The organism is Pararhizobium qamdonense (assembly GCF_029277445.1).
In the GTDB taxonomy this organism is placed as follows: Bacteria; Pseudomonadota; Alphaproteobacteria; order Rhizobiales; family Rhizobiaceae; genus Pararhizobium; species Pararhizobium qamdonense.
This window is the reverse complement of record NZ_CP119566.1, coordinates 448,888-464,876: the sequence shown is the minus strand read 5'-3', so window position 1 is coordinate 464,876 and position 15,989 is coordinate 448,888. Positions and strand designations below refer to the sequence as shown.

The 15,989-nt window shown below is 61.7% G+C and carries 15 protein-coding genes; 5 read left to right on the top strand and 10 right to left on the bottom strand.

What is annotated here, in order from left to right; translation table 11 throughout:
- Positions 1–147: 147 nt before the first annotated feature.
- The 4 genes from PYR65_RS02295 to PYR65_RS02280 form a co-directional block, all read right to left on the bottom strand.
- On the bottom strand, positions 148–1,665 hold the full coding sequence (locus PYR65_RS02295) for a tripartite tricarboxylate transporter permease (RefSeq protein WP_060638563.1): 1,518 nt from the start codon (positions 1,663–1,665) through the stop codon (positions 148–150).
- A 9-nt stretch (positions 1,666–1,674) separates the two neighbouring features.
- On the bottom strand, positions 1,675–2,166 hold the full coding sequence (locus tag PYR65_RS02290; RefSeq protein WP_276119747.1) for a tripartite tricarboxylate transporter TctB family protein: 492 nt from the start codon (positions 2,164–2,166) through the stop codon (positions 1,675–1,677).
- Positions 2,163–3,107 (bottom strand): Bug family tripartite tricarboxylate transporter substrate binding protein, encoded by a 945-nt coding sequence (locus tag PYR65_RS02285; RefSeq protein ID WP_060638565.1) that lies wholly within the window; start codon positions 3,105–3,107, stop codon positions 2,163–2,165. Before PYR65_RS02285 ends, PYR65_RS02290 begins: the two co-directional genes overlap by 4 nt.
- A 261-nt stretch (positions 3,108–3,368) precedes the next feature.
- The gene (locus tag PYR65_RS02280; protein WP_276119746.1) at positions 3,369–4,436 is read right to left on the bottom strand and encodes an ABC transporter substrate-binding protein; all 1,068 of its coding nucleotides are present in this window, start codon (positions 4,434–4,436) and stop codon (positions 3,369–3,371) included.
- Between the two features lie 337 nt (positions 4,437–4,773).
- On the opposite strand from PYR65_RS02280, the gene PYR65_RS02275 reads away from it, so the two are divergent.
- Both PYR65_RS02275 and PYR65_RS02270 read left to right on the top strand, forming a co-directional pair.
- Complete coding sequence (locus PYR65_RS02275) at positions 4,774–5,448, top strand: response regulator (protein WP_276119745.1); 675 nt, start codon at positions 4,774–4,776, stop codon at positions 5,446–5,448.
- The gene (locus PYR65_RS02270; protein ID WP_276119744.1) at positions 5,448–6,857 is read left to right on the top strand and encodes a sensor histidine kinase; all 1,410 of its coding nucleotides are present in this window, start codon (positions 5,448–5,450) and stop codon (positions 6,855–6,857) included. Before PYR65_RS02275 ends, PYR65_RS02270 begins: the two co-directional genes overlap by 1 nt.
- Here the strand turns inward: PYR65_RS02270 and PYR65_RS02265 are convergent.
- Positions 6,854–6,979: a hypothetical protein gene (locus PYR65_RS02265; RefSeq protein WP_276119742.1), complete on the bottom strand. Its 126-nt coding sequence runs from the start codon at positions 6,977–6,979 to the stop codon at positions 6,854–6,856. The genes PYR65_RS02270 and PYR65_RS02265 overlap by 4 nt on opposite strands.
- Before the next feature lie 366 nt (positions 6,980–7,345).
- Here PYR65_RS02265 and PYR65_RS02260 point away from each other — a divergent pair, with 366 nt between their 5' ends.
- Positions 7,346–8,341, top strand: a complete 996-nt coding sequence (locus PYR65_RS02260) for an MDR family oxidoreductase (protein WP_276119741.1) — start codon at positions 7,346–7,348, stop codon at positions 8,339–8,341.
- A gap of 74 nt (positions 8,342–8,415) precedes the next feature.
- Here PYR65_RS02260 and PYR65_RS02255 read toward each other — a convergent pair whose 3' ends face one another.
- Both PYR65_RS02255 and PYR65_RS02250 read right to left on the bottom strand, forming a co-directional pair.
- Positions 8,416–9,195, bottom strand: a complete 780-nt coding sequence (locus PYR65_RS02255) for an ABC transporter substrate-binding protein (RefSeq protein WP_276119739.1) — start codon at positions 9,193–9,195, stop codon at positions 8,416–8,418.
- A 141-nt stretch (positions 9,196–9,336) separates the two neighbouring features.
- Positions 9,337–10,164: a cupin domain-containing protein gene (locus PYR65_RS02250; protein ID WP_276119738.1), complete on the bottom strand. Its 828-nt coding sequence runs from the start codon at positions 10,162–10,164 to the stop codon at positions 9,337–9,339.
- Positions 10,165–10,333: 169 nt separating this feature from the next.
- On the opposite strand from PYR65_RS02250, the gene PYR65_RS02245 reads away from it, so the two are divergent.
- Together PYR65_RS02245 and PYR65_RS02240 are read left to right on the top strand one after the other, a co-directional pair.
- Positions 10,334–11,602 (top strand): 4-aminobutyrate--2-oxoglutarate transaminase, encoded by a 1,269-nt coding sequence (locus tag PYR65_RS02245; RefSeq protein ID WP_276119737.1) that lies wholly within the window; start codon positions 10,334–10,336, stop codon positions 11,600–11,602.
- A 149-nt stretch (positions 11,603–11,751) separates the two neighbouring features.
- Positions 11,752–13,203 (top strand): NAD-dependent succinate-semialdehyde dehydrogenase, encoded by a 1,452-nt coding sequence (locus PYR65_RS02240; RefSeq protein WP_276119736.1) that lies wholly within the window; start codon positions 11,752–11,754, stop codon positions 13,201–13,203.
- An 11-nt stretch (positions 13,204–13,214) separates the two neighbouring features.
- Here PYR65_RS02240 and PYR65_RS02235 read toward each other — a convergent pair whose 3' ends face one another.
- Genes PYR65_RS02235 through PYR65_RS02225 form a run of 3 tightly spaced genes read right to left on the bottom strand, consistent with a single transcriptional unit; the run spans position 13,215 to position 15,853 of the window.
- Entirely contained in the window at positions 13,215–13,424 is a 210-nt protein-coding gene (locus PYR65_RS02235; protein ID WP_276119735.1) for a type II toxin-antitoxin system VapB family antitoxin, read from the bottom strand.
- 60 nt (positions 13,425–13,484) lie between these two features.
- The gene (locus tag PYR65_RS02230; RefSeq protein ID WP_276119734.1) at positions 13,485–14,657 is read right to left on the bottom strand and encodes a CaiB/BaiF CoA transferase family protein; all 1,173 of its coding nucleotides are present in this window, start codon (positions 14,655–14,657) and stop codon (positions 13,485–13,487) included.
- An 8-nt stretch (positions 14,658–14,665) separates the two neighbouring features.
- A complete protein-coding gene (locus PYR65_RS02225) occupies positions 14,666–15,853 on the bottom strand; it encodes an acyl-CoA dehydrogenase (RefSeq protein ID WP_276119732.1) in 1,188 nt (395 codons plus the stop codon).
- Positions 15,854–15,989: the final 136 nt, after the last annotated feature.

Below are 15,989 nucleotides of genomic sequence, written 5' to 3'. Positions count from 1 at the left end.
AGTTGTTGTGTCTTGTTGACGAGATGAATATGCGGTCTGCAACCCTTGTTTACAATGCACAGGAATTCACCCCAGCCATGCAAATAGAGAAGGCCCGGTTAACATGGTCAACCGGGCCTTCTCCTGCAACGGTCTTGGGAGGAACCGTTAATCTTCGTTTGCGGCAAGCTGCGAGAGCACCTGGCCACGCCCGCGCGCCCGTAGGATCAGCGGCACGATCAGGGCAGCGGCGGCAATGACGAGCAGCACGGCCGCGACCGGGGAGGTGAATAGCACCGTCACATCACCCTGGCTGATCGCAAGCGCACGGCGCAACTGCTGCTCGGCCAAGGGGCCGAGGATCAGGCCGACGACGACAGGCGCGATCGGGTAACCGAAGATGCGCATGCCATAGCCGAGCACACCGAACGCCAGAAGCATGCCGAGTTCGAAGACCGACGGATTGGCGCCGATCGTTCCGAGCGTGGCAAACAACAGGATGCCGGCATAAAGCCAGGGCTTGGGGATCGTCAAAAGCTTCACCCACAGGCCAACCAGCGGCAGGTTCAAAACCAGAAGCATGAAGTTGGCAATGAGCAGCGAGGCGATCAGGCCCCAGACGAGCTGTGGATTGGTGGCAAACAGCAGCGGACCCGGTTGCAGGCCGTATTGCTGGAAGCCGGCCAGCATGATCGCCGCCGTCGCGGTGGTCGGCAGGCCCAGCGTCAGCAAAGGCACCAGCGTTCCCGCAGCCGAAGCATTGTTGGCCGCTTCCGGACCGGCGACGCCTTCGATGGCGCCGTGGCCGAATTCTTCCGGATGCTTCGACAGCCGCTTTTCGGCCGCATAGGAGAGGAACGTGCCGATCTCGGCACCGCCGGCCGGCATGGCCCCGATCGGGAAACCGATGGCGGTTCCACGCAGCCAGGCTTTCCACGACCGCGCCCAGTCCTGCCCGGTCATCCAGACGGAACCCTTGACCGCCTCGATCTTGTCCGGACCCTGCGAACCCTGGGCAGCGATATAGAGCGATTCACCGATGGCAAACATCGCGACCGCCAGCGTCGTCACTTCAATCCCGTCAAGAAGATCGGGAATACCGAAGCTCATGCGGGCCTGGCCTGTCAGCTGGTCGATGCCGATAATGGCAAGCGCAAAGCCGATGAACAGCGAGGTGAGCCCGCGCAGCGTCGAATCGCCGAAAGCGGACGACACGGTGACGAAGGCCAGCACCATCAGCGCGAAATATTCGCGCGGGCCAAAGACCAGCGCCAGCTTGACGACGAAAGGCGCGATAAAGGCCAGCCCCAACGTTGCGATGAGGCCCGCGACGAACGAACCGATGGCAGCCGTTGCTAGCGCCGGTCCACCGCGTCCCTTGCGGGCCATCTTGTTGCCTTCGAGCGCGGTGACGATCGAGGCGCTCTCGCCCGGTGTATTGAGAAGGATCGAGGTCGTCGAGCCGCCATACATGCCGCCGTAATAGATGCCGGCAAACATGATCAGCGAACCGCCCGGGTCCAGCCGGTAGGTTACCGGCAGAAGCAGCGCCACGGTCAGCGCCGGGCCGATGCCCGGCAGAACGCCGACGGCTGTGCCGAGCGTCACGCCGATCAGAGCATAGAACAGATTCATAGGCTGGGCGGCGACGAGCATGCCCTGCATGAGAAAATCGAATGTGGTCATGTCAGCGCCTTACCAAAACAGGTGTTCAAGCGGACCGGCGGGCAACGAGAGCTGCAGCAACCCGGCAAAGACCAGCCAGACGCCGAGACAGAGCACGATGCCGATCGGGATCGTGAACCAGAGCTTTCGCTTGCCGAAACCGGCCGCTGTCGCAGCAAACAGGAGGCCGGTGGCGATGGAGAAACCCAAGGGCTTCAGCGTCAGCATCTGTGCGGCGAGACCGCCGACGATCCAGATCACGGGGCCGAATTCCTGGCGCTCGCGTGCCGGAAATTCACCGCGCAGGGCCTCGAATACCGTCCATGCAGCCAAGAGCAGCAGCGCGCTGGCAATCACGAAGGGGATGGTGGCAGGCCCGATCCCGGAATAGCTGGTGATCTTGGCAAGCCGGGACGTATCCCAGAAGATCAGCCCCGCAAGCGCGGCCAGAAAGACGGCGATGACAAGCGCCGCCCTGTCAGGGCGGCGTGTCTGCGTCGAAGGGGTGTTACCCTTGCTCATTGAACCAGACCAATGTCCTTGAGGACAGTTTCCGTTGCAGAGACGTCCTTGGCGAGCTGTGCCTTGAACGCGTCACCGGCCAGATAGGTATCGGTCCAGCCCTTGGTCTTCAAGGTTTCCTGCCAGCCGGCCGACTTGGCGAGCTTTTCGATATCGGCGGAAACCGCAGCCTTCTGCTCATCGGTCAGGCCAGGAGCGGCCGCAACCATGCGCCAGTTTTCTACCACGACGTCGAGGCCGCCTTCCTTGATGGTCGGGGCGTCGATGCCGGGCAGACGCTCCGGGCTCGACATGGCGAGCAGGCGAAGCGTGCCGGCCTTGATCTGCGATTCGAACTCGCCGTAACCGGAAATGCCGGCCGTGACCTGGCTGCCGAGAATGGCGGCAAGCGCTTCGCCGCCGCCGGAAAACGCGATGTAGTTGATCTTGGTCGGGTCAACGCCGGCTGCCTTGGCAATCAGGCCGACAGCGATATGGTCGGTACCACCAGCCGAACCGCCGCCCCAGGATACCGCGCCCGGATCTTTCTTCAGCGCTTCGACGAGATCACCCATCGACTTCAGCGGCGAATCCGCCGGAACGACGATGGCTTCATATTCGCCGGTGAGGCGCGCGATCGGCGTCACGTCGTTGAGCGAGACCGGCGACTTGTTGGTGAGGATCGCGCCGACCATGACGTAACCGCCGACGATCAGGGCATTGGCATTGCCGGCCGACTGGCTGGCGAATTGTGCAAGGCCGATCGTGCCGCCGGCGCCCGGTACGTTCTGGACCTGAACGTTGCCGGAAATGCCTTCCTGTTGCATCACCGACTGGATCGAGCGGGCCGTCTGGTCCCAGCCGCCGCCCGGATTGGCCGGTGCGATGATGGTGTAGTCAGCAGCAACAGCCGGCAGGGCGAGAGCGCCAGCGAGAATGGAAGCCAGAAAAAACTGTTTCAAAGGGTAGTCCTCCGTCAAGCGCACTCGCGTGTTGGGCGCGCACATTGTTCATCTTTGCGGACGGGGAATGGCTCACGTCGAATCAGCTACGGCTGCCATTGAGGCTCGCCTTAACGCCGGGTCTGGTGAAACTCCTCCCATACGCCTCGATCATCCGCCTCCACGGATAATGAAGAACCGCAAGCCACCATATGAAGCTGACATTTACCTGACATCGGGCGGGACTTGCCGCATTAATGTCCCTTAATTTTTGGTCTTCGTCTACTGCAGCCGCAAAACTTCGTTCCAATGGGCGATCAGCCGCGCCCGCTTCACCTGATCGAGATAGACCATCAGGCCGGGGCTGACGGGAACCGGCTTCAACTGGCCGCCCAGCATTTCGCGCATCGTATTGGCGGTATTGGCTCCTGCCACGTCCGGGCTGACGGCGGGGATCTGCAATTCGCGCGCCATGATCGTCTGGCCTTCCTGCGACATGAAGAATTCCAGGTAGCGCCGCCCGAGATCCGGCGTTGCCGCCGCCTGTGGCACCAGCCCGATGCGCGACATGACGACGGTATAATCACGCGGCAGCACGATGCCGACATCCGGATGCCGCGAGGCCCAATCGGCGGCATAGGAGCCGAGAATATTGTAGCCGAGCACGAAACGGCCGTCGGAGACGCGCTCGAGAATGGCCGAGCTCGTGGAATAGAGCTTCACACCGGCCGCCCCCATGGCCTGGATCACCGACCAGATATCGCCGAACTGCTCCTGATCGCGCGCCATGAACAGGAAGCCGACGCCGGAGCGCTCGATGTCATAGGTGCCGATCTTGCCGAACACGGCGCTGCCCTGACGCTTTAGATAATCGACGAATTCCGCCCGCGTCGAGGGCGGCTTTTCCGTGGTGAAGCTCGGCTTGTGATAGACGAAGACGGCCGGCTCGAAGGTCAGCGCATAGGCCGTGTTGCGCCAGTTGGCCCAGGCCGGCCAGCGGCCGCTCATCGGCATGTCGCTGCGCTGGGCATAGCCGTCATTGCTGAGCTTCACCTGCAGGTCCATCGCCGAGGAGAAAGCAAAATCCGCCGTCTTTTGGCCGGCATCGGTTTCCCGCACGATCCGGTCGTAGATCTCGCCGGTCAGCATATCCTCGTAACGCACCGCCACATCCGGATTGGCCGCCTGGAAGCCGAGGATCATCGGACGCGCCAGGGGTTCGTCGAGCGAGGAATAGACAATGACGGCCGGCGCCTCCACATCGCCCGAAAGTGCGGGAAACAGCGTCAGCTGGGCCGCCGCCGGCGTTGAAAATCCACAGAGAAAACAGAGGACGGGAAGGAAGCGCATAAAAACGATATTGCCGCAGTGACGGGACCTTCACAAGCGAATGCGTGATTGCAAACGGGAGCTGTCCTGGTGAAACAGCAAATCGATGCTGAAGCAGCGCCCCTCATCCGCCCTATCGGGTGCCTTCTCCCTGTTAACGGGGAGAAGGGACCAGGCCGCAAACTCCGTCGTCCCCTCTCCCCGCAGGCGGGGGATAGGGTTAGTGTGAGGGGCAGTCTGTGAATAATGAAACTCAATACCGGCACGAAAACCACCGCCCCCTGCATCTCTTTCTTCTCTTAACCCCGTTCACCTTTCGCCGATCATGAAATACTGTCCTTTCCAGGAGAACGGGCATTTGCGGATACTACTGGTCGAGGACAATACGGCGCTTTCGGAGGGACTTGTCGCGATCCTGCGCGGCAGCGGCTATGCCGTCGATGTCGTGCACGACGGCGCCTCCGCCAATGCCGTCACCGCCACGGAAACCTTCGATCTCGTCATCCTTGATCTCAACCTGCCGGAGATGGACGGCCTCGACGTGCTGCGCTCGATGCGGGCGCGCCAGAACAAGGCGGCGGTGCTGATCCTGACGGCGCGCGGCACGCAAGAAGAAAAGATCAGGGGGCTCGATCTCGGCGCCGACGACTATATGATCAAGCCCTTCGATATCAGCGAATTCGAAGCCCGCGTGCGCGTTCTCCTGCGCCGCCAGGCGGGTCTGCGTTCGTCGCTGGTCAGCTACGGCAAGATCTCGCTCGATCTCAATTCGCGCACCTTCTCCGCCGATGGCGTCACGGTGGATATTCCGGCGCGGGAGTTGGGCCTGCTGGAAATCCTGTTCATGCGTGCGGGCAAGGTGGTGGCCAAGGAAGCGATCATCCAGTCGCTGACGGCCTTTGATGACGATCTCAGCGCCAATGCCATCGAGCAATATGTCAGCCGCTTGCGCAAGCGTCTGGCCCCGCACGGCCTGACGGTCCGCACCGCACGCGGCATCGGCTATTATCTCGAAAAGATGGCGGAAGCCTGATGGCACGCCGTGCCTATTCCCTGCGCCGGGGCCTGCTCGCCTGGCTGTTGATCTCCACCGCCGTCATCGGAGCGCTGGCGCTTATCGACACCTATCGCGAAGCGGTAAAGACGGCAAATATCGTCTCCGACCGGGTTCTCGCCGGCTCGGCGCTGGCCATTGCCGAACGGGTCGTGGTGGCCGAAGACGGCTCGCTCGAGGTCGATATCCCCTATGTGGCGCTGGAAATGCTGACGTCGGCTGCACAGGACCGCGTCTTCTACCGGGTCGATGGGCCGCCCGGCCAGTTCATCACCGGCTATCAGAACCTGCCCTCGATCGCCGATCTCAAGGGCCAGTCGGCCGTCTATACCGATGCACAGTTTCGCGGCGAGCCGATCCGGGTCGCAGCCTTGGAACGATCCGCATCGACGGGCATCAATTCCGTGCCCTTCGTCGTCACCGTCGCGGAAACCACGATTGCCCGCCGCCAGCTGACGCAGGCCATCCTCTTGCGTTCGGCCTTCCGGCTGCTGATGATGATCCTTGGGGCGGCCGGGATCGTCTGGATCGCCGTCACCTTTTCGCTGCGGCCGCTCTACCGCCTCGGCGACGCCATTGCCGAGCGCAGCCCCGACGATCTGCATCCGATCGATCAATCGGTGCCGAGCGAAGTCGAGGGTCTGGTCGAAACGGTCAATTCGTTCATGGTGCGGCTGCAATCGGCGCTCGATGCGCTGCGTCACTTTTCCGGCAATGCCAGCCACCAGCTGCGCACGCCGCTGGCAATCATTCGCACCCAGCTGGCACTGTCTGCCCGCGCAACGACCTTGGAGGAGGCGCAGGCGGCGGCGCGGAAAGGCGACGAAGCCGTCGCCCATGCCGAACGCATTCTGGCGCAATTGCTGCTGATGGCAAAGATCGACGCCGCCGGCTCGAACGAGCCGCAGCCGCTTGAGATCATGGATCTGACGACGCTGGCACAGGACATCACCGGCGACCGGGTGCCCGGCGCCGGCGAGGCCGGCATCGATCTCGGCTTCGAAGGTGACGGCAAGGCACTGATCCGGGCGGAGCCGCTTTTGATCGGCGAACTCCTGCGCAATCTCATCGAAAATGCCATCGCCTATGCCGGCAAGGGCGCCGAAGTCACGGTCCGGGTCGAAGCGGCGCCCGAGGGCGTCCGGCTCGACGTGGAAGACAATGGCCCGGGCATTCCGCCGGACAGCCGGCAGGTCGTGCGCCAGCGCTTTGCGCGCGGCGGACGCGGGCAAGCACCGGGGATGGGATTGGGACTTCCGATCGTCGAGGAAATCGCCGGACTGTTCGGCGGACATCTCACCTTAGGCGAAGGGCCGGATGGCAAGGGGCTGAAAGCCTCCGTGACATTTCCGGCCGTAGCAGCCGGTCCGGCCAGCATATCCGCCTAATAGCGGTTGCGGCCTGTCATCAGCGAGGTCGTTTCACGGGTCTGAACGAGAAGGATCGCGTTCCAGATCATCTGGACAAAACCGCGATCAGACGGGCTCGACAGCTTGCGCTGCGAAAACATGATAAGCTCCATAGGGTTGTTGCGAGCGTGGAGATAGCACTTCCCCATGTATTTCGCCAGAGGGCGAACAGCAAATCTGCCCTGCGCGGCAAGCATGGCATCTATATCCCGGATTCATCCATGAGAAATACATCATGTGAGAAGTAAATCCGCGCGATACAGAGTTATGCTTTTGCCGCTAATTGCCTGCCGAATCAATGATTTGCTTGCCTCTTGGAAAATGGGTCACCGACAGATTTCCCGGCGTATTTTGCGGTAACACAAGAACCGGTTTCGCATGCCATCACTAGAAGCTCGCGCCTTTCGTCGAAATGGCTTTTGATTTTTTCCCATGCCATGCTGCGGCAAAACGGACGGGAGAAAACCATGACGGAACATTTCAGGGCACTCGTGATCGACGAGCGCGACGGCAAACCGGCGGCCGGTTTCCGCGATCTGGCGCTTGCCGATCTTCCCGATCACGACGTGCTGGTCGAGGTCCGGTTCTCGACGCTCAATTACAAGGATGGCCTTGCCGTTTCCGGCAAGGGCCGCATCGCGCGCCGCCTGCCGATGGTGGCCGGGGTCGATCTGTCCGGCATTGTCGTGGAATCCCGCAATCCGGACTGGAAGCCGGGCGACAAGATTATCGTCAACGGCTGGGGCATGTCCGAGACCGAATGGGGCGGCTACACCCGCTTCCAGCGGGTGAAAGCCGAATGGCTGACGCGCCTGCCGGACGCCTTCACGCTGGAGGAAAGCATGGCGATCGGCACCGCCGGCTATACCGCCGCCCTCGCGATCGATGCTCTCGAAGCTTGGGGCAGGATCCGGACGGACCAGCGCGAGATCCTCGTGACTGGCGCTGCCGGCGGCGTCGGTTCCGTGGCCATCACGCTTTTGGCTGAGCGCGGCTATAAGGTCACCGCATCGACGGGACGGCCGGAAACCCATAACTATCTGTCGGACCTTGGCGCGACCGGCTTCATCGACCGGGCCGAACTCGCCGCAAAGGGGACGGCGCTTCAACGGGAACGCTGGGCGGGCGCCATCGATTCCGTCGGTTCCACCACGCTCGCCAATGTTCTGGCGCAGACCGTCCAGAGCGGTGCCGTCGCAGCCTGCGGCCTTGCCGGCGGCGCCGACCTTCCAGCAACCGTCATGCCGCATATCCTGCGCGGCGTCGCCCTCATCGGCATCAATTCGGTCACCGCCCCGCATGCCGAACGCGACCGGGCCTGGGCCATCCTGGCCGAAAGCCTCGACCGCAAACGGCTGGCCGCGATGACCACGGTGGAACCACTATCGAACCTGCCACAACTGGCCGAAGACATCCTTGCCGGAAAAATCCGCGGCCGCGTGGTCATCGACGTCGCGAAATAGGCAAGTCCGATGATCGCGTTCCGCCCCCTGGCGCAACGCGATCATGCGAATGGCCTCCGGGGTTAAGCCCGGTCCTATTTCATCGTATAGACGTCGATAGTGAAGTACTTGTCGTTGATGGTCTTGTAGGTGCCATCGGTGCGAATTTCGGCCAGCGCCTTGTTCAGCTTTTCACGCAGGTCCTTGTCGTCCTGGCGAAGCGCAATGCCGACGCCGTCGCCGACGAATTTGCGGTCGGTAATGGGCTCACCGATCAATTCGCAGCATTTGCCGTCATCGTTCTTGTTGACCCAGTCGAGCATTGGCAGCATGTCGCCGACTTCCATGTCGAGGCGGCCATTGGCCATGTCGAGATTGGCTTCGTCCTGGGTCGGGTAGAGCTTGATATCCGCATCCGGATAGACAGCGGCGATATATTCGGCCTGGGTCGTGCCCGCCTGTGCGCCGATGACCTTGCCTTTCAGTGCTTCATTGGTGAATGCGGTGATCCCAGCACCCTTCGCCGCAACATGTGTCATGGCCGCCAGATAATAGGGATCGCTGAAGGCGACCTGTTTGCGGCGCTCGTCGGTGATGAACATGGAGGCGATGATCATGTCGTATTTCTTGGCGACCAGCCCTGGAATGATACCATCCCAGTCTTGCGCCACCACCTCGCATTCGACCTGCATTTTGGCGCACAGTGCCAAGCCGATATCCACATCGAAGCCGCCGATCTTACCGGCGGTATCCACGAAATTGAAGGGAGGATAAGCGCCCTCCGTGCCGATGCGGAGCTTTTCGGCGGCATGGGCAGGCATCACGGAAAAGGCTGCGGCACAGGCAAGAGCCAGCGCGATCATCTGTTTTTTCATACGGTCAGTTCCCCTTTGACGCACCGTTTGCCGGTGCTTGAGGCAAACTCTAAGCCTGAAATGCCTATAAACGAAATAGATAGAGACAATAGCCAGTATAAACGCGCTTGATTGTCGCTGGGGACGCCGACGAAGGGAGCGCTAGAAAGTCGGCGGCGTGTTAATCCACAAAAGCACGGTCTCGCCATCGTGCCGGTTCGACCAGGCGTGATGACGGCGGCTGTTGAAATAAAGGGAATCGCCGGGGTTCAGATCATGAAACTGATCGGAGTCAAGCACGAACTCCACCCGCCCCGACAGCACATAGACGAATTCCTCGCCCTCATGCGTGTAGGCGCCCTCACTGGAGGCCCCTGGCTCCAGCACGAAGCGGTGGCAATCCATCTGGTTGCGGCCTTCAGCCAAAAGCTGCACGGTCACACCCGGTATCGTGCGCGGCCAGGCCCGCCATTCGCCCGAACGTACCAGAGCCCGCACCTCGGGCTCGTCCTGCCCGGAAAGGCTGGAAACGGTTGTTGCGAAATATTCGGCGAGATGATGCAGCACGGCGACCGAAACCCCCTGCGAGGTCCTCTCCAGCGTTGAAAGGACAGAGGCTGCGATACCGACATCGCCGGCCACCTGCTCCAGCGTCTTGCCGGCCGCATGGCGCAGGCTTCTCAGCTTGCGCCCGACCTGCGATTGCGGGACCACGTCACCGGTGGAGGCCGGACCATTGTCGTCAAGGTCGCCCGCTTCCAGTTCCAGCGCCTCGCGGATGGCAGCCGGGTTGAGCCCGCGCTCGGCGCGAAACCATGAGATCCTCTTCAACTGGGCGACATCGCCCTCGCTATATTGCCGGTGCCCAGTAACGGACCGGTCCGGCACAACAAGGCCTTGCGTCTCCCAAAGGCGTAAGGTGGATGCGGAGACACCGGCAAGCCGTGCGGCTTCAGCGACCTTGTAGCGTATCTTCATGGCATCACTCATATACCAAGCATCGATGATGGGCACCCTACGTTGCGGTCGTAATAGCAGGAAATCCATTCCCGGCGCTGCTTCTCAAATCACAAAATTTGATTTGCAAACCTACAGAAAAAATATAGGATTTCCGTCAAATCTGCAACCGAAAACACCCAGCAACATCAGGATGAAACCCGTGACCAGTTTGACCGATCGCAAGAACGCAGCCATTTCCCGCGGTGTGGGCATGACCACGCAGATCTATGCGGATCGCGCCGAAAATTCGGAAATCTGGGACAAGGAAGGCAATCGCTATATCGATTTTGCCGCAGGTATCGCCGTCGTCAATACCGGCCACCGCCATCCGCGCGTCATCGAAGCTGTCAAGAAGCAGCTCGACCGGTTCACCCATACCTGCCATCAGGTCGTGCCATATGAAAACTATGTCGAACTGGCCGAGCGGCTGAATGCCATTCTGCCCGGCGACTTCGCCAAGAAGACGATTTTCGTCACCACGGGTGCAGAAGCCGTCGAGAATGCCGTCAAGATCGCCCGCGCGGCAACCGGCCGCCAGGCGGTTGTCGCCTTCGGCGGGGGCTTTCATGGCCGCACCTTCATGGGCATGGCGCTGACCGGCAAGGTCGTGCCCTATAAGGTTGGCTTCGGCGCCATGCCGGCCGACGTCTTCCACGTGCCCTTCCCGGTCGAACTGCAGGGCGTTTCCGCCGACCAGTCGCTGGCGGCCCTGAAGCGCCTCTTTGCCGCCGATGTCGATCCGAACCGGGTCGCCGCCATCATCATCGAGCCCGTGCAGGGCGAAGGCGGCTTCTATCCGGTGCCGACCTCCTTCATCAAGGCGATCCGCGATATCTGCGACCAGCACGGCATCCTTCTGATTGCCGATGAAGTGCAGACCGGCTTTGCCCGTACCGGCAAGCTCTTCGCTATGGAACATCATGGCGTTGCCGCCGACCTCGTGACGATGGCCAAGGGTCTTGGTGGCGGTTTCCCGATCGCCGCCGTCACCGGCCGCGCCGACGTCATGGACGCGCCCGGCCCCGGCGGTCTCGGCGGCACCTATGCCGGCAATCCGATGGGCGTTGCCGCAGCTCATGCCGTCCTCGACATTATCGAGGATGAGAAGCTCTGCGAACGCGCCGAACAGCTCGGCGGCCGCCTCAAGCAGCGCCTCGCTGCCATTGCGGAACAAGTGCCGGAAATCGTCGATATCCGGGGCCCGGGCTTTATGAATGCGGTCGAGTTCAACGACGTGAAGACCAATCTGCCAAGCGCCGATTTCGCCAACCGCGTCCGCGTGATCGCGCTCGAAAAGGGCCTGATTCTGTTGACCTGCGGCGTGCATGGCAACGTCATCCGCTTCCTTGCCCCGATCACCATCCAGGACAACGTCTTTTCCGAGGCGATGGACATTCTGGAAGCCTCGATCCTGCAGGCCCGCGCCTGATTTCAGGTAGCGCTGGCATGACATAACCGATCGGGCGGCCACGCTTGCCGCCCGATGGACGCCGCTGCTGTTATCGGCTATCGGCATTGTCCCCGCGACACAATATGCCGCATGTCCGCCCCCGCGCGGATCGCCAGAAAGGATCTCCGATGATCTTTACCGAGACCTTGATCGCCCATGTCAGGGATCCGCATCTGCTCGGCCTGGTAAACGCCGCGCACTCGGCGAAGACCTTCGAGGTCCACAACCCCTCGAACGGCGCCCTGCTCGCCACGCTGCCGGACATGGGGATTACGGAAACCCGCGCGGCGATCGACGACGCCTATGCGGCGCAATTTCCCTGGGCCGAGCGTCCGGCCGGCGATCGCAGCACGATCCTGCGCCGCTGGCACGATCTGGTCATCGCCCATATCGACGATCTCGCCGCGATCCTGACGGCGGAAATGGGTAAGCCGCTCAGCGAAGCCCGTTCCGAGGTTCAGCATGCCGCCGCCTATATCGAATGGTATGCGGAAGAAGCCAAGCGCGTCTACGGCGAGACCATCCCCGCCCCCTCGACGGACCGCCGCATGATGGTGATCAAGCAGCCGGTCGGCGTGGTCGGCACGATCACCCCCTGGAATTTCCCAGCCTCGATGGTCGCGCGAAAAATCGCCCCGGCGCTGGCGGTCGGCTGCACCATCATCCTCAAACCAGCCGAACAGACGCCGCTGGTGGCTTTGGCCATGCATGCGCTGGCCATCCGCGCAGGCTTCCCGAAGGGCGTCTTCAACCTCGTTCTGGCTTCGGAAGGCGACGCGATCGGCCGCGAACTCTGCACCAATTCGCGGGTGCGCAAGATCAGCTTCACCGGCTCGACCGAAGTCGGCCGCATCCTGATGCGCCAATGTTCCGACCAGATCAAGAAAGTCAGCCTGGAACTCGGCGGCAGCGCGCCCTTTATCGTCTTTGACGACGCTGATATCGATGCGGCCGTCGATGGCGCCATCCAGGCCAAATTCCGCAATGCCGGCCAGACCTGCACCTCGGCCAACCGCATCTATGTGCAAAGCCGGGTCCACGACGAATTCGCCGGCAAACTGGCCGCCGAAGTGGCAAAGCTCAAAGTCGGCGACGGCTTCTCCAAGGGCGTCACCATCGGTCCGCTGATCGATAGCCGGGCGATCGAGAAGGTCGAGACTCATGTCAACGACGCAATCGGCAAGGGCGCAAAACTGCTCTGTGGCGGCAAGCGCGTCTCCGGCGCTTTCTTCGAGCCGACTGTCTTGTCCAATGTCGGCAAAGGCATGCTGGTCGCCTGCGATGAAACTTTCGGCCCGGTCGCCCCGATCATCCGCTTCGAGACCATGGAAGATGTCATCCTCCAGGCCAATGACACGATCTACGGCCTCGCCGCCTATTTTTACGCGACCGAGCTGAAGAAAGTCTGGCGCGTCGCCGAAGCACTGGAATACGGCATGATCGGCATCAATACCGGCCGCATGTCATCGGAAGCAGCCCCCTTCGGCGGCCTCAAACAATCCGGCATCGGCCGCGAAGGCTCCCGCCACGGCGCCGAGGATTATCTCGAGATGAAATATCTCTGCATGGGGAATATTTGACAGCGGCTCGGCTATTCGGAATCGTCATCATTCCACGGGCGCCGTCGGGGAACATTCTGCAAATCAGGCTGGCTGCCCCCAAGCTCTGCCAGCCGTCTTCCGGCTTCCCGCTGTATGAGCGCTTGCAAAGCGTGTCGGATGACAGCTGATTTCGTCATCAGGCCCGTATAAAACTGGGCGCTCGCCAACATTTCGTCATCCAAAACGACAGTCACGCGCATGAATCTGTCTCCATGAGGGGGAGACGAAGCTCTAGCATGAAACGATGATTGTTTGAATACCTACGGCTTCATTCCAATCTCAGCCAGCACCTCATGCGTGTGCTCCCCCAGCCTTGGCGCACCGCGCTCAAGCGCCAGTTCCGCGTCCGAAAACATGAGCGGCGAGCGAACGCCCGGCGCAGTACCGGAGGCCGAGCCCGTATGCGGCGTATCCACCCGCATTTCACGGTGAATGATCTGCGGGTCTGCGAACACATCCGCCACGCTATTGATCGGCCCGCCAGGTACGCCGGCCGCTTCCAGCATGGAGAGCAGCGTATCGCGGTCGAAATTCACCGTCCGTGCCGTCAGCTCCGGCGTCAGCGTATCCCGGTGCTTGACCCGGCTTGCGTTGCTCAGATAGCGCGGATCGGTCGCCAGAGTATCGAGCCCCAGCAATGTGCAGAACTTGACGAACTGCCGGTCATTGCCGACGGCGACGATCAGGTGGCCATCGGAAACCGGAAAGACCTGGTAGGGCGCAATATTGGGATGCGCATTGCCGAGACGGCGCGGCGATTGCCCGGAGACGAGGAAGTTCAGCGCCTGATTGGCAAGGACCCCGGTCATGCTGTCGAACAAAGCCATATCGACCTGCTGGCCGGCGCCGGTGCGTTCGCGCATATGCAGGGCCGCCTGGATGGCGATGACGCCGTAGAGCCCGGTGAAGATATCGGCAAAAGCGACGCCGATCTTCTGCGGTTCGCCGTCCGGATCGCCCGTCAGATCCATGATGCCGCTCATGCCCTGGATGATATAATCATAGCCGGCGCGATGCGCATAGGGACCGTTCTGGCCGAAACCGGTGACCGAGCAATAGATCAGCCGTGGATTGATCGCCTTCAGGCTCTCATAGTCCAGCCCGTATTTGGCCAGTCCTCCGACCTTGAAATTTTCGAGCAGCACGTCCGACTGCGCCGCCAGCCGCCGCACCGCTTCCTGCCCCTCTTCAGTCGTGAAATCGAGCACGACGGAGCGCTTTCCCCGGTTGCAGGCGTGGAAATAAGCGGCATCCAGATGGCCGCCGGTCTCGCTTTCGATGAAAGGAGGCCCCCAGGTCCGGGTATCGTCGCCAGCCGGGCTTTCCACCTTGATGACATCAGCGCCGAGATCGGCCAGTGTCTGGCCGATCCAGGGCCCCGCCAGGATACGGGCAAGCTCAAGAACTTTCAGACCCTTCAGCGGCGTTTCCATGCCCGCGCTCAGAAGAAGGCCTGCAGCCCGGTCTGGGCGCGGCCGAGGATCAGGGCGTGCACGTCATGGGTGCCTTCATAGGTGTTCACCGTTTCCAGGTTCACCATATGCCGCATCACCTGATAATCCTCGGAAATGCCGTTGCCGCCATGCATATCGCGGGCAGCGCGGGCGATATCCAGCGCCTTGCCGCAATTGTTGCGCTTGACGATCGAGATCATCTCCGGCGCCATGCGCCCCGCATCCATCAGCTGGCCGACGCGCAGCGACGCCTGCAGGCCCAGCGTGATTTCGGTCTGCATGTCGGCGAGCTTCTTCTGGAACAGCTGCGTCTGCGCCAGGGGCTTGCCGAACTGCTTGCGGTCGAGACCGTATTGCCGGGCCGCATGCCAGCAGAACTCCGCCGAACCGAGCACGCCCCAGGAAATACCATAGCGGGCGCGGTTGAGGCAGCCGAATGGCCCCTTCAGGCCCTCGACATTGGGAAGCAGCGCATCCTCGCCGACCTCGACATTGTCGAGCACGATTTCACCGGTAATCGAGGCACGCAGCGACAGCTTGCCGCCGATCTTCGGCGCCGAGAGGCCCTGCATGCCCTTTTTCAGGACGAAGCCGCGAATGGCATTGCCATGCGCCTCGGATTTCGCCCAGACGACAAAGACATCGGCGATCGGCGCATTGGAAATCCACATTTTTGACCCGGTGAGCCGGTAGCCGCCATCGGTCTTCACCGCCCGCGTCTTCATGCCGCCGGGGTCCGAGCCGGCATCCGGCTCGGTCAGGCCGAAACAGCCGATCCATTCGCCGCTAATCAGCTTTGGCAGATATTTCTGGCGCTGCTCTTCCGAGCCATAGGCATGGATGGGATAGATCACGAGAGAGGATTGCACGCTCATCATCGAACGGTAGCCGCTATCGACCCGCTCGACCTCGCGGGCAACCAGGCCATAGGCCACATAGGATGCGCCGACGCCGCCATAGGTATCCGGCACCGTTACGCCAAGCAGCCCCAGTTCGCCCATTTCACGGAAAATCGAGGTGTCGGTGGTTTCGTTACGATAGGCATCGATGACGCGCGGCTGTAGCTTGTCCTGCGCATAGGCACGGGCCGTGTCGCGGATCATCCGCTCGTCTTCAGAGAGTTGATCCTCCAGCAGCAATGCATCGTCCCACTGGAATTCCTGTCTTGCAGCCATGGCGTCCTCCCGTCACTTTCCTTCTCCTATCCGTTATGGCAAGCCGGGCAGAGCGATACAAACGAAAATGCGGCACTGCCTCATGCGCTGCGGGAATGGCGGCATGACGCGCATGGCAGAGACAGGACAAGGAAAC